Source organism: Richelia sinica FACHB-800 (genome assembly GCF_014698825.1).
In the GTDB taxonomy this organism is placed as follows: Bacteria; Cyanobacteriota; Cyanobacteriia; order Cyanobacteriales; family Nostocaceae; genus FACHB-800.
Window position 1 is genome coordinate 15,063 of record NZ_JACJTT010000056.1, and the last position, 13,291, is coordinate 28,353.

A 13,291-nucleotide genomic window follows, 5' to 3' on the forward strand; every position below is an offset into this window, starting at 1 on the left:
AAATGTACAAACACGCAATTATTACAGGTGGTTCCAGTGGTATTGGTAAAGCGATCGCTACTCTGCTGATTCAAACAGGTGCTCATGTCTCGATTATTGCCCGTAACCAAACCAAACTCAACTCAACTCAAGCAGAACTAGAAGCCTTAAAAACCAACTCGGAACAGCAAATTTTAGCCATATCGGCAGATATATCCCACTGGGAACAAGCAGAAAAAGCGATCGCAAAAGCTATTACTGAATTAGGTTCACCAGACTTATTAATCACGTCTGCTGGTATTGCCCATCCAGGATATTTCACAGAACTTCCACTCAACATTTTTGAGGAAACAATGGCAATTAATTACTTTGGTACTCTTTACTCTATCAAAGCAGCCTTACCCAGCATGATTGAACAGAGAAAAGGTCATATTGTGCTAATTTCTTCAGGAGCAGGATTAATAGGTTTGTATGGTTATACGCCTTACAGTCCTAGTAAATTTGCTGTGCGTGGTTTAGCTGAATCATTGCGAGGTGAATTAAAAACAGCAGGATTGCATATTTCTATAGTTTACCCACCAGATACCGATACACCTCAATTAGCAGCCGAAAATCAAACCAAACCACCAGAAACAAAACTAATTACTCAATCAGCCCAAATGATGACAGCAGAACAAGTCGCAATTGAGATTTTACAAGCAATTTATCGCAAAGTGTTTGTCATTACACCAGGATTAGAAATGTCTTTATTGATGCGGTTACATAGTCTCATTTCTCCTCTATTGCAATGGTATTTTGATTCCATTGTTACCAAATTACGTCAGGTCAATTTGCATTGAAACTGCACAGAATTATAAAATCAATTTATTTATCTACATCCATCTGGGTTCAATTATCATTTATCTCTAATTCTACTTAATTTAAGCTCAATTAAAAAATATTTGAATATTTTATATGAATCCTGAAAAAACCTTTGCATTGCATATTTTTACTGTTAATGCAGGTGGAGGGCATTACGCCACCTTAAAAGCTTTAAAAGAAATTATCCAACAACAAAAACGACCTTGGCAAATCACAGTTACAGATATTGGTGAATTGATAAAACTGTTAGACCCTTACAAAAAATTATTCGGAGTAGATGCCAATGATGTATATAACGATATGCTAAGTATGGACTGGACATGGTTTCATCCAGTGACGATGTTTTTAGACAAATTTTTTATTCAATTGTTGTACCCAAAAGCTGTGAAATTGGGAGAAAAACATTGGAAAAAACAAACGTCAATAGATTTAGTTATTTCTTTAATACCTCTACATAATCGAGCTATTTGGGAAAGTTTGCAAAGAGTTCACCCTGAAACACCGATGGTGACAATATTAACTGATTTTGCAGATGTTCCGCCCCATTTTTGGCTAGAACCTAAAACTAAGAGTTATTTTATCTGTGGGACAGAACGAGCCACAAATCAAGCTCGTGCTTTAGGTATATCGGAAAAATATATTATCCAAAATACAGGATTAATTGTCCATCCTCAGTTTTATCAACCAATTGCCATCAATCGTCAGATAGAAAGACAGCGTTTAGGATTAGAACCAGATAAAATCACAGCCATAGTTTCATTTGGGGCTAAGGGTTCTAAAACCATCCTCAATATAGCCCGGTTAATAGAGTCTATCAGTGACAAATTACAGGTAATTTTTCTTTGTGGTACTAACCAAAAAATACACCAAACATTGCAAGAACATCCAACTAAGTTAAAACAACATATTCAAGGTTTTACTGAGGAAGTAGCATATTTTATGAACTTAGCTGATTTTTTTATTGGGAAACCAGGTTCTATTAGTATTAGTGAAGCACTGGTGATGAATTTACCTGTCATACTTGATTGTAATTGTGCAACATTGATGAATGAGAAATATAATGCTGATTGGATTGTAGAAAAACAAGTTGGTATAGTTATTAAAAGCTTTCAGCAAATTGTTCCAGCCATTGAAGAACTCTTGCAGCCAGAAAATTGGCTACGCTACAAAGCAAATGTTAAAGCAATTCAAAATCGAGCTATATTTGCGGTGCCCGAAATTTTACAAAATATTATGAACCAAGAATTATAGTGAGGAGAGTTGCTATGAAGAAAGTTAATGTATGGATGCTTCATGGATGCGATCGCTCATGTTGCAGAGAAATTTTGCATAAGTTTTGTTATCTTTTTAACAATATTTTTTGTAATCTTTCCCGTTGCTGCTCAAAAGTAGAGGGATAATGTTTCAGTAATTCATTGATTCTCTGTTGATAAAATTCTTTTTGTTCGAGTAATAAATTTAATTTCAACTGAAAATCATGCTGATTCTGGAAACATTCACCTAATTGGTATTTTTCTATAAAATTGATTGCTCCCCGGTCGTTAGCTGTGGCTAGTCGAGGAAGTAGTAATGGTGTATGAGCAAGTAAAGATTCTAATAAAACACCCGCTGATGGACGCGCCAAAATCACATCTACAGCAGACATCCATTCATGGAGATTATCTACAAAATCAAGGGCTAGCAGTCGATAATTCTGCTTTTGTCTAGCCATATTCTTGATTTTGATAGTCAAGGTTTCATCTCGACCACAAGCCACAATAATGACTAGAGATTTTAAAGCCAATCTATCTAAATATTTGAGGTATTTTGTACAAAATTTGCCACCAAAACTACCACTAGCAATCAGAATACAGGAATCTGTCGGGGATAATTGCCAACGTTCGCGAATTGCTGTTTTATCTCTACTTGTAAAGTGTTTGGCTTCCCGCAGAGGCCCTATGACATGAAATTGAGCTTGATTTTGTGGTTGGTAATCTTGATTAATAGAGCGATAAATACGATTTTTAGGGTAGCACAGCACAAAATCATAAAGATATTTAGCAATAAATTTTATTTGCTCAGATATTTGAGTGTGACGAGTTAATTTCTGAGACCAGTAAGTGAGTTGAAATGGAAAACTCTGTATAGCATTAGCAGTTTCTGGAAAATAACAAATATGAATAGCATCAGGAGATGCCAAATCTATAAAAATAGACAAATCTGTCACAAATAGAAAAAAAGGAACTTGTTTTTCTTTAGCCCAACTACCTAAACATTTACCAGCAGTATCAGCAGTACAAATAAGAATATCTGGGGCGATGTAATCTAAAGCCTGGTGCATGGCTGCAACTGCACTAACTTCACCAATGGGTAATAAAATTAAGCGCATCAGATAATTTATTAATCCATCCGCCAGCCAAATTAAATTATGACTTATACAAAAGTTCCAAGCACTAACCCAAGTTTTAGTTAAAAATTCACTTAACGGGTCTTGTAGTAGTTCTGTGATGGTATATCTGGAAGTTTCAAGATTAGCATCCTGTAAAATCTGCTCTGCCAAGATATTAGCCATGACTTCATGACCCATGCCTGACTTTTCATAAACAATTAAAATTTTTATTTTTGGATCAGATATCAAATAAATCTCCTCCTGCGTCCCCTAGTTACTTTTTTGGATTAACCTTGAATGAGAATGGGTTAAGTGTCATCCATACCAGGTAAAGCAGTCAATTCAGCAGGATCTAATCGCTCAGAATCTGGACAATACCAATTTTCAACTAATGCTAATTTACCAGCTAAAAATAAATCCCGACAGTGACGACGTTGGACTTTGCCGCTGGTGGTTTTGGGAAGAGTGCTAGGTTTGATGAGAGCGATCGCATAAACTTCGACCAAATGCTGCATAATCATAGCTTGGCGAATAGCGCCAATTATCTCTGCCACCTGTTCCCCATTTAACTTACGTAGAGCATGACGATTCACTTCCTGCACAATTACTAATCTTTCCTCTCCCTCTACATCTATAGCAAAAGCAGCACTCCCATTAGCTGATAAAGCTGGATGACTTTTCTCACAAGTTTGTTCTAAAATCTGCGGATAGAAATTCCGTCCCCAAAAAATCATGATGTCCTTGAGACGGCCAGTAATAAACAATTGCCCATCATGCAGAAAGCCTAAATCTCCAGTTCTTAAAAATGGCCCGTCCTGACTATCTTTTAAATAAGCTTGAAAAGTTTTCTCTGTCTCTTCCGGTTGATGCCAATAACTGCTGCTTAATCCTGCACCTTGTACCCAAATTTCCCCTACAGCATCAGGTAAACAGGGAGTTAAAGTGTGAAGGTTGACAATAACTACCCGATTTCCTGGCCAAGGACAACCGCAATTCACTACTGTCCGCGCACCTGGTTGACCTTGAGTTACCATCACCACACGATTTTGTTGTAAAGCTTGTTCATCTACAAACTTGACTGTAGAGGATTCATTAACTGCACCCCCAGAAATGACCAAAGTAGCTTCAGCCATACCATAGGATAGATAAAATGCTGCTTTGCAAAAACCATAAGGTGCAAATACTTCTGTAAAGCGTTCCAGGGTTTCTGGTCGTATCGGTTCAGCACCATTACCAGCTATTTGCCAATTACTTAAATCTAAATTTGGGATTTCTGCTGGGTTAATCCTCTGCACACAAACATCATAGGCAAAATTGGGAGCGCCGCTAAATATTGCTTTGTAGGTGGAAATAGCTTTCAGCCAGCGCGAGGGATTTTGAAATACAGCTATCGGGGACATGAAGGCAGCAAAACCCCCGGTGTAAATTGTTTGCATTACACCAGCAACTAACCCAAAATCATGGGTTAAAGGCAACCAACCGACTGCACGAAAGTTTAAATGAGCGAAAGTTTTCTGAAAATTGGCACAGTTTTGTAACACATTCCCGTGGGTAATGACCACTGCTTTGGGAATGCCTGTAGAACCAGATGTGTACTGAAAATAGGCTATGGTGTGAGGTTCAATGTTTGGTTTTTGCCAATGGGCTGCATGAGCTAACAAAATTGTATCTGTAGCTATCCAAGAGAGGTCTTTGTTGGCTGGTGCAGAATCTAACCAGGAATTTTCTAGTTGCGCTTTCATGACCGCAACAGTCAGACTAATATTTACTTGGCATTCTTGAACACGAAAGCTCAAATCTGCCCATTCTTCTGGATTATGTGGTACCTGTATAGGTATGGCAATTACACCTGCATAAAAGCAACCGAAGATAGCGGCGATAAACTCTAAACAAGCATTGAATGGATAAACTAATAGGACACGCTCACCGACAGAAGTTACAGATTGGAGAGTAGCAGCGATCGCACGAGCTTGTTCGTCAAGATTGTCATAGGTGAGGCTACCAGATTCTACTTCCCCATCTTTAAGAAAAATGAAAGCCCGATCATGGGGTTGTTGTTGAGCGCGCGCTCTCAAAAGTTCCGTTAAGGATTTAAAAGAATGAGATAACACTTAAATAAAACTTTTCTACTAGTTAAAAAAGCAAAACATCTTGTATTTACACAAGATACCCTATCCTTTTTCTCTAGCTATGTTAATTAATATTGCATAGATAATAGTCTCCAAAAATTAGCAACATCTCCAGAGTTGAAAAACCTTGTAATACCATTAATATTGGATATTAATCATCTGTGGCGCAATTGAGGCCAAATCAGCAGGCTATTGAGAATCAAAATTAGTGCTGTGGAAGATAAAGTAGCGATACCTGCACCTATGACACCAAAAGAAGAAGTTAAAATCAGGAGCAAAGGTAAATAAAACCCCAAAATAGCGATCGCATTCACCTTTAAAGGTACACTTGGTTTACCAAGGGCATAAAAAGCTGGTTCTAAAGCACAATTGCCCATTGTGAAAACTTCCGCTATTACCAATAGCACTAAAATCTGATGGGCAGAAATAAACCCTTCACCAAAGGCGTATTTCAAAATCATCTTACCCAGAAATACACTCAGCAGGAAAATTACTAATCCAATTACTATGGCAAACAAAGTAGATTTTACCAGGACAACTATAAATAATTTAAATTTTTTTTGACTATCTAACCGTGCCAGTTCTGGATAAACAGATTGAGTAAAAATCTGTGCTAAATATTTGAGTGGAGTAGCTAATTCATAGCTCACCTGAAACAAACCTACAGCCGCTGGAGTAGCGAAAATTCCTACTACTAAAGGGCTAGCTTGTCTCATAATCATTGGTAGGGAAGAATCAAAATTAGACACAATAGAAAACTTAAGTAAACCAGGATGCTCCTGACTCAAGTTCTTCACAGACCAATTCATATTTTGTAACATTCCCCGGTTCACTGCGACTTGCCAACCCGCAAAGAACAATAACAAACCTCCCAATGCTTCAGAAATAAAGCACAGCCATAAATATACCCACCACGAAGCATTTAGAATACTAGCTACAATCGCCCCAAACATTCTAATTAAGGTAGGAATAGTAATTTGTAGGGCAAGTAAATCAAAGCGATCGCAAAGCTGTAATAAACCTCTGGCTGTGGCTGTGCTGGTAAACAGCATAATCAAGCTGTACCACTGAACTTGGATCACCGTTGCTTGATCCCATCCCAGATAAAAACTCATATGGGGTGCAGCAATAACGGCAATTATTAAACCAACTATTACTCCCAAAAAATCCAAGATCGTCGTAAACTTCAATAACTGTTGCAGAGCAAAGTTATTATTTTTGTGTAAACAAATAGCACCATAACGAATCACTGCTTGGGAAGATTGAAAAGTAGTTAAATCTGTAATAATTTGAACATAAGTTAAAATCAGCACTAATTTGCCAAACCCTATATCCCCAAGATTATGGGTAGCTAAACTTAAGTAAAGTAAACTGCTTAATCCAGTCATTACTCGTCCTCCGAGTAACCAACTAGTATTTTTAAGAATTTTACGAAACAAAAGATTATTAGCTAGTGCTTTCTTCAGCATTGCCAACTCAGTAAAATTAAGGTATTAAAAAACAATACACTTAATTGTCAAATACTAAAAATACATGAATATTTGGGGAAAAGTCCCACTAGCTTGGTTACAACTCACTCGTTACAAGCTGAGATTGCTGGTAGCAATTATGGGTATTGCCTTTGCAGGCATTCTCATCTTTATGCAATTAGCTTTTTTAGATTCTCTCTATGATAGTCAAACAGCACTGCACCGTCGGCTGAAAGCAGATTTGATTCTGATTAATCCAGAAATGAAAACCCTAGCTAATACCATAGATTTTCCCCGGCAATATTTATATCGCATCCTCAATTTCAGCGAAGTTGATTCTATCAATTATGTTTATGACGGGCAATTATCTTTTAGATATGGTAATGCTAGTGGAGGGAAAGGAATTATAGTTTTGGGTATTAACCCAGATAATTGCCCTTTTGAAATTCCCAATTTCGAGCAAGTATCTCATTTATTAAGAACAAGAGGTGTGGTTTTTCTGGATCGAAACTCCAACTTAAAAGAGTATGGAAATATGTTAAATGAACTCAAATTAGGTAAAACAATTACAGCAGAAATTGGAAATCGCCAAGTTTTAATTAGCAGATTAGTTGAATTTGCTGGAGCTTCCTTTGCTGATGATGGTAATATTATTGTTAGTAATGCAACTTTTAGCTACTTGATGCCAGACCATTCTGCCGACAATATTACTATTGGATTAATCAAGTTAAAAAATGATGTTGACATAGCAGAAATTATTAATAAAATCAACGCTCTGCTTCCACCTAGTTTTAAAGCCATCACATTAACAGAATTTATTGAACATGAAAAACATTACTGGGCTACTAGCGCTCCCATTGGCTTTGTATTTAGTACAGGAGTTTTTGTTGGTTTTCTAGTAGGAGTTATTATTGTCTATCAAATTCTTTATAGTGAAGTTTCTACCCATTTACCAGATTATGCACTTCTCAAAGCAAAAGGCTATAAACATCGTTATTTTTTAAAAATTTTGTTTCAAGAAGCTCTCATTCTAGCCACCTTAGGTTATATTCCTGGATTTATCTTTTCTTTAGAATTATACGAAATTGTGAAAAATCAAACTGCCTTGCCTATGCACATGACATTGACCAGAGCTTCATTCGTTCTTTTATTAACTATTTTAATGTGTTTTACTTCTGGTATGATTACTGTTAATAAGCTGAGAGAAGCTAATCCAGCCGACATATTCTGAGATTTTGTTGTAATTTTTTCAGGGCTTTTGCATAGCCGACGAAAAACATGGGTTTGAGATTGCTTCCCTGCGGTTGCAATGATAAAAATACCTTAATCTTGCGTAAGTCCTTGTTTTGTTTTAATTTGTCATTTTTATTGTAATTAAAGCCGTGGCGACAGAAACAATTGTTTCTATTAAAAATCTCAATTACTTTTTTGGAGAAGGAGAACTCCAAAAACAAATTCTATTTGATATTAATCTAGAAATTAAAACTAGAGAATTTGTAATTTTAACTGGGCCATCAGGTTCAGGAAAGACTACATTACTGAGTTTAATTGGTTGCCTACGTGCTGTTCAACAAGGAAGTATCAAAATTTTAGGACAAGAACTTAATGGAGCAGATAAAAAACAATTAGTTCAAATCCGTCGCAATTTTGGCTATGTTACCCAGTCAAGTAATTTATTAGACTTCTTGACAGTTAGGCAGAATATTCAGATGTCCTTGGAATTGCAACCAAATTTCTCACCGAAAGAAGCCCTTGTGAAAATAGAGGCCATCCTGGAAGCGGTAGGATTAAAAGATAAAATTAATGCCTATCCTAATAATCTTTCTGGAGGACAGCGACAACGAGTAGCGATCGCTAGTGCCTTGGTAACTCGTCCTAGTTTATTATTAGCCGATGAACCCACAGCAGCTTTAGATAAGGTAGCAGGACGAAATGTAGTAGCTTTAATGCATCGTCTAGCCAAAGAACAAAATAGTGCGGTTCTCATGGTTACACATGATCATCGCATACTTGATTTAGCAGACCGAATTATTAATGTTGAAGATGGTAAATTAGGTTTAGCTTTAAATCAAGAACTTTCCTTAGCTTTACCTGGTTTTAATGAAGCTTCCCTGGCCAAAACTATTACTAATCCAACTGTTTTGACTTATAAATCAGAGGAAGTCATTATTCAACAAGGTGAACCAGCCACTAAATTTTATATATTACTGGAAGGGGAAGTGGATGTTTTCCAAGAACTTCCTCATCAACCACCTAAACTTGTAAATCATATGAAACGAGGGGATTATTTTGGTGAAGTAGGTTTGCTGCGGGGTGGTAAACGGACAGCGACAGTACGTGTTGCCAAAGATTTAGAAGCAAAAGTTATGGTAATTGACGAAGAGATGTTTCAGCTTTTCCTCAGTAGTTCTAAGTTAACTAATACTGATGTCGTTGACAATTTATATCAACGTCTGATTAACAATTACCTTTCTCAAGCACTGCCTCACATTGATAAATCTAAGATTCTTGCTGCTGCATCTCAAGCAAAAATTATTAGATATGGAGCCAATTCCACAATAGTTCAACAAGATACACCGGCTGATAAGTTCTATATGATATTAGAAGGAGAAGCCAAAGTAATTGTCAGCAATGCTAGTGATATCAGATCCTATCAGATTACCGCTGGTGAATATTTTGGTGATGCTCAGTTGGTTGATAGACAAAACTTTCCTTTTACAGTCCAAGCTGGTGCGAACAATGATATTGAAGTAATGGTAATTGAGCGAGAAAGTTTCTGTCGTTTGATAGGCGTAATTTAACCAGATTGATAAAATGCTGTTGTCAAAACCCTAGCACATATTTATGGTTATTATCTTATTTCAATACCTACAACTGAATTTTTATTAGGTTGTGTTTTAGCCATTTTTAAAGCTAAAAAAGTCTCCTTAAGGGATCTACCATACCCGATGGAACAAGTTAGTCCAGATGTGACATTTTGGTAAATATTTTGCATGTCACGAAGTTCCTTGGAACAGAAATTTCCTTTGAAAAGTAAATCATCTCCAGCTTGAAATATTATTTCACCATTTGATGAAACTAAAATTTTTTCTCTAATTTGAGAAATAGCTTGTGTGATTGAATCACTGATTTTACTAAACAGCTTTTCATCGCTGGAATCAAAAAACAAATTTTCCAAAATTTCACCAGTATTATCACCATCTAAGCCATAATATAAAATTTCATTATCAGAAATATCTTTATCAAAAATTTTTCTGATTTGCTTTGGTTTTTGAACAGGAATATTCTTCGCTAAAATAGGATGAATAATATCTGTATAAAATTCAATAAATAAAAATGACATTTTTACTGATAAATCAGCTTTAAATTTTTCGATATCTGTTAGCAACTTTCCTTTGTGAGTCGTGCTATTCCTTAAATATAGAATAAAATCATTAAATTTTTCAAAAAATGTTATATCAAAATCAGATGATGTCTCCTGCTTTACTTTTTGCTCAACAACTTCAATTTTTTTGCCAAGTGTTTTTTTATAAACATCGTCAGGATTAGAGTACAATTGGTATTTACTAATCATTAAAGTTATTAATTCTTCAATACTTGCTGATAAAGAAGATACAGCAATTCTATATACAGTATTGTCTCTTTTTTTATCACCTTGAAGTTTAAGTTGTATAGAATGAATAAGGTTATCCCTAAAGAAATATTCATCAGCAGCATTACTGTCAATGTTTTTAAATCTTTGTGTTTGAAGTTCTATTATTCTCTTGTATCGAGCTACTTCTGCTAGGCCCAAATAGGCAATATCATCAAGCCTAGTCGTATCTGGTGCAGGGACATAACTGGTCAATAAATCAGCGACTGGAATAAATTCTAATTTTCCTTTAATTCTCTGGTTCAACTTAATAACATCAATTGCAAACTTATATTTTATATCTAAAATATATGCGACAACAGATAGTAGGTTTTTCTGTGGTGAAGTTCCATTGGTTAAATCTACAATAAGTTTAGATTCTCCAGTGTTATTACTTGCAATCATCTCAATATATTCAATAAATATCTTGATTGAATCATCGGAGAAACTTAACTCAATAGAGCGATTGATTAAAGCATCATGAGCAACTTTATTGTCTGCTAAGTGTTCTATCCAATTGGGACAATTAGGGTTTCTATAAAGAAATTCATACGATTCTTGAGAATGAATAACAAAAATATTAGTTAAGGGTTCATCAAAAATTTCAATAGATTTACTGTTAGCAACAACAATTGAATTTGCGAAAGTAAAAGCATTAGGATTGCCATATACTATAAGTTTTGCCATGCTTTCCCTCTAATTAGATTGCTATTTTTTATATTTGCTGCTCAATAGCGTAACCTCAGCATCAAAATTTGTACAGAGAATTTTGAATAACTGCTCCCATAAATCACCAAAACTACCTAAGATTTTTCGTAGTCTGTCGTCATAATATCATTATGCGGTTACGAGCGTTGCGACCAAAAGTAGAAGTGTTAATCCCACAAGATTTACGTCAAAGGACTGCGGGGGATATTGCCCAAGAAATGCTACTTTACCAAGATTTACTTCCCTATGAGTCAACCAAGATTAACTGAAAAATTTACAACTGCCTTAGTTTATGCTACTCGTTTACATGGTCATCAAGCCCGCAAAGTGAGTGGTGTTCCCTATATTTCTCATTTGTTGAGTGTCGCGGCATTGGTATTAGAAGCTGGGGGAACAGAAGAGGAAGCGATCGCTTCTTTACTTCACGATAGTATAGAAGACCAAGGAGGTAAATCTACCCGAACCGAAATTATGCAATTGTTTGGTGAAAGGGTAGTTGGAATTATTGATGGTTGTACAGAATGGGACACACCACCAAAACCACCTTGGTTAGAACGTAAACAACGCTATTTAGACCATCTCCGTGATGCGTCTCCCTCAGTTCGACTGGTATCTTTAGCTGATAAGTTGCATAATGCCAGGTCTTTGCTTGCTGACTGGCAAAAACGGGGAGATATAATTTGGACTGAATTTAGTAGTAGTCCAGAAAAAACTTTGTGGTTTTACCAATCTTTGCTGGAGGTTTATCAACAGACTGCTTCTGATTGGATGACACAAGAGTTTGAAAGGGTAGTTAAGGAATTGCTGCGGTTATCAACTCTTTGAAAGCATGAATTATTTAGGTATTACGCAAAATACCTTTGAAACTCTTATTTCTATGCCTTTGCTACGCAACGCTACCGCGAACGGCACGCTTCGCGAACGTGTTCTATCCCTAACGGGACGCTGCACGAACGTGTCTTCGTGGTTCGATTCTTCCGTATTTTGTGAGTAAGTCCTGTTATTGTTTGATGATTTTGAATTTAAGAGAAAGAATTAGCTATAAACCATTTTTTTCGGTGCGTTAAGCGTTGCTACAACGCACCCTACAATTGAAGATTTACCTCTAATCTATTTGATGCGATTGTTCATACTCCCATGACAATTAAATATTGTCATTGGAAGCTGGTCTTAAACAGACCCAAGCAATAAAAAAAGTTGTGGCTGTGAATAGTTGTGTGATGTCTAAAGCCGATAAATAACCATCAGCAAGGGAAGCAATACTGCGGTCGGTAATGCCAAATAGCCAAGATGAAATACCCAACAGCCAAATTCCATTTTTAAAATTAAAGACAAATTCTTTAATTTCTAATAGCTGCCGATTGTGCATAACCTGATTTCCTGTTAAGGTCGGTGCAATTGAGACGATGTGTATATTTTCCTAAATGTGAATTAGTAATTTCATATTCAAAACTGTGATTCTTATATACTACCCCATATTACAAAAATATTTCAAGTAGATTAGCCTATTTATAGATGGCAGATTTTCCCAAGATTTGGGATGCTCCCATCGGTTTAATATCCAGTAGCTGACTATCAAGGGTGAAAAGTTTGTTAAATTAAGTTAATGACTATTACTCCTTTAGCACCACTTAAGCAACAGCATCAACCAAATACTATCCCTCATTTAGGTTTGGTTTGTATTACTTTTGATCAGCAGGTGCGTTTTAAAACAATGACTCGCACTCGCTACTTGAAGTTATCTTTGTCAGAAAGAGAAAATGCCCTACGAGGACTTTATCGGCTGAATTTAGATTCTTTGCATAAAGCATTATCTTTCTGTGCACAAAATCAGATTGGTTTATATCGCATGTCTTCGGCTTTGTTTCCTCTCAGTGATATGGATGATGGGATTGGGGCAAATATTCTAGAGGAAATGAGCAATGATTTGGCTCAAATTGGACGAAAAGCATCAGATTTAAACATCAGACATCTCCGAAAACAAGGAAACCCTTACCATGACTGCTTTTAAGAGGGGTAAAGGCTAAGTGCAAAGATAGTCAAATTATACGCTAAAATCAGTGTTTGAAATGCGTGCTGTTGCTAATTAGCTAAAAAATAGCAATCCTTAGATGAAACTTTATTCTCTGGAAACACAAGTTTTCAT

11 protein-coding genes and 1 pseudogene are annotated in these 13,291 nt (G+C 36.1%); 7 read left to right on the forward strand and 5 right to left on the reverse strand.

Translation table 11 applies throughout. The annotated features are described in order from the left end of the window. Positions 1 to 2: 2 nt before the first annotated feature. Complete coding sequence (locus tag H6G73_RS22875; protein ID WP_190608632.1) at positions 3 to 818, forward strand: SDR family oxidoreductase; 816 nt, start codon at positions 3 to 5, stop codon at positions 816 to 818. 115 nt (positions 819 to 933) lie between these two features. After that, the gene (locus H6G73_RS22880) at positions 934 to 2,091 is read left to right on the forward strand and encodes a glycosyltransferase (protein WP_190608634.1); all 1,158 of its coding nucleotides are present in this window, start codon (positions 934 to 936) and stop codon (positions 2,089 to 2,091) included. A gap of 88 nt (positions 2,092 to 2,179) precedes the next feature. Here H6G73_RS22880 and H6G73_RS22885 read toward each other — a convergent pair whose 3' ends face one another. The 3 genes from H6G73_RS22885 to H6G73_RS22895 all read right to left on the reverse strand — a co-directional run bounded on the left by H6G73_RS22885 (position 2,180) and on the right by H6G73_RS22895 (position 6,806). Next, entirely contained in the window at positions 2,180 to 3,406 is a 1,227-nt protein-coding gene (locus H6G73_RS22885) for a glycosyltransferase (RefSeq protein WP_199317834.1), read from the reverse strand. A 110-nt stretch (positions 3,407 to 3,516) separates the two neighbouring features. Continuing rightward, positions 3,517 to 5,319 carry a fatty acyl-AMP ligase gene (locus tag H6G73_RS22890; RefSeq protein ID WP_190608635.1) on the reverse strand — a complete coding sequence of 601 codons (1,803 nt, stop codon included), beginning with the start codon at positions 5,317 to 5,319 and terminating at the stop codon, positions 3,517 to 3,519. Between the two features lie 173 nt (positions 5,320 to 5,492). Continuing rightward, a complete protein-coding gene (locus H6G73_RS22895; RefSeq protein WP_242034290.1) occupies positions 5,493 to 6,806 on the reverse strand; it encodes an oligosaccharide flippase family protein in 1,314 nt (437 codons plus the stop codon). Positions 6,807 to 6,870: 64 nt separating this feature from the next. Between H6G73_RS22895 and devC the strand changes: the two genes are divergently transcribed. Together devC and H6G73_RS25030 are read left to right on the forward strand one after the other, a co-directional pair. Next, positions 6,871 to 8,037, forward strand: coding sequence for an ABC transporter permease DevC (devC, locus tag H6G73_RS22900; RefSeq protein WP_190608637.1), 1,167 nt, complete (start codon positions 6,871 to 6,873; stop codon positions 8,035 to 8,037). Between the two features lie 151 nt (positions 8,038 to 8,188). Next, positions 8,189 to 9,607, forward strand: coding sequence for an ATP-binding cassette domain-containing protein (locus H6G73_RS25030; protein ID WP_190608638.1), 1,419 nt, complete (start codon positions 8,189 to 8,191; stop codon positions 9,605 to 9,607). A 50-nt stretch (positions 9,608 to 9,657) separates the two neighbouring features. Here the strand turns inward: H6G73_RS25030 and H6G73_RS22910 are convergent, their stop codons facing one another. Continuing rightward, positions 9,658 to 11,124, reverse strand: a complete 1,467-nt coding sequence (locus tag H6G73_RS22910) for a mCpol domain-containing protein (RefSeq protein WP_190608639.1) — start codon at positions 11,122 to 11,124, stop codon at positions 9,658 to 9,660. A gap of 152 nt (positions 11,125 to 11,276) precedes the next feature. Between H6G73_RS22910 and H6G73_RS22915 the strand changes: the two genes are divergently transcribed. Next, positions 11,277 to 11,414 (forward strand): hypothetical protein, encoded by a 138-nt coding sequence (locus tag H6G73_RS22915; RefSeq protein WP_190608640.1) that lies wholly within the window; start codon positions 11,277 to 11,279, stop codon positions 11,412 to 11,414. Continuing rightward, a complete protein-coding gene (locus H6G73_RS22920) occupies positions 11,392 to 11,970 on the forward strand; it encodes an HD domain-containing protein (RefSeq protein WP_190608642.1) in 579 nt (192 codons plus the stop codon). The genes H6G73_RS22915 and H6G73_RS22920 overlap by 23 nt, the downstream gene beginning before the upstream one ends. Before the next feature lie 319 nt (positions 11,971 to 12,289). Here H6G73_RS22920 and H6G73_RS22925 read toward each other — a convergent pair whose 3' ends face one another. After that, complete coding sequence (locus tag H6G73_RS22925) at positions 12,290 to 12,514, reverse strand: hypothetical protein (protein WP_190608644.1); 225 nt, start codon at positions 12,512 to 12,514, stop codon at positions 12,290 to 12,292. A 237-nt stretch (positions 12,515 to 12,751) separates the two neighbouring features. Between H6G73_RS22925 and H6G73_RS22930 the strand changes: the two are divergent. Further along, positions 12,752 to 13,114 (forward strand): annotated as a pseudogene (locus H6G73_RS22930) (UV damage endonuclease UvsE); the annotation flags it as partial. Between the last annotated feature and the right edge of the window lie 177 nt (positions 13,115 to 13,291).

Excerpts from the sequence above, each read along its gene's own strand:
- H6G73_RS22875 (WP_190608632.1), top strand. The coding sequence starts at position 3 with ATGTACAAACACGCAATTATTACAGGTGGTTCCAGTGGTATTGGTAAA.
- H6G73_RS22880 (WP_190608634.1), top strand. The coding sequence starts at position 934 with ATGAATCCTGAAAAAACCTTTGCATTGCATATTTTTACTGTTAATGCA.
- H6G73_RS22885 (WP_199317834.1), bottom strand. The coding sequence starts at position 3,406 with ATGGGTCATGAAGTCATGGCTAATATCTTGGCAGAGCAGATTTTACAG.
- H6G73_RS22895 (WP_242034290.1), bottom strand. The coding sequence starts at position 6,806 with ATGCTGAAGAAAGCACTAGCTAATAATCTTTTGTTTCGTAAAATTCTT.
- devC (WP_190608637.1), top strand. The coding sequence starts at position 6,871 with ATGAATATTTGGGGAAAAGTCCCACTAGCTTGGTTACAACTCACTCGT.
- H6G73_RS22910 (WP_190608639.1), bottom strand. The coding sequence starts at position 11,124 with ATGGCAAAACTTATAGTATATGGCAATCCTAATGCTTTTACTTTCGCA.
- H6G73_RS22915 (WP_190608640.1), top strand. The coding sequence starts at position 11,277 with ATGCGGTTACGAGCGTTGCGACCAAAAGTAGAAGTGTTAATCCCACAA.
- H6G73_RS22920 (WP_190608642.1), top strand. The coding sequence starts at position 11,392 with ATGAGTCAACCAAGATTAACTGAAAAATTTACAACTGCCTTAGTTTAT.
- H6G73_RS22925 (WP_190608644.1), bottom strand. The coding sequence starts at position 12,514 with ATGCACAATCGGCAGCTATTAGAAATTAAAGAATTTGTCTTTAATTTT.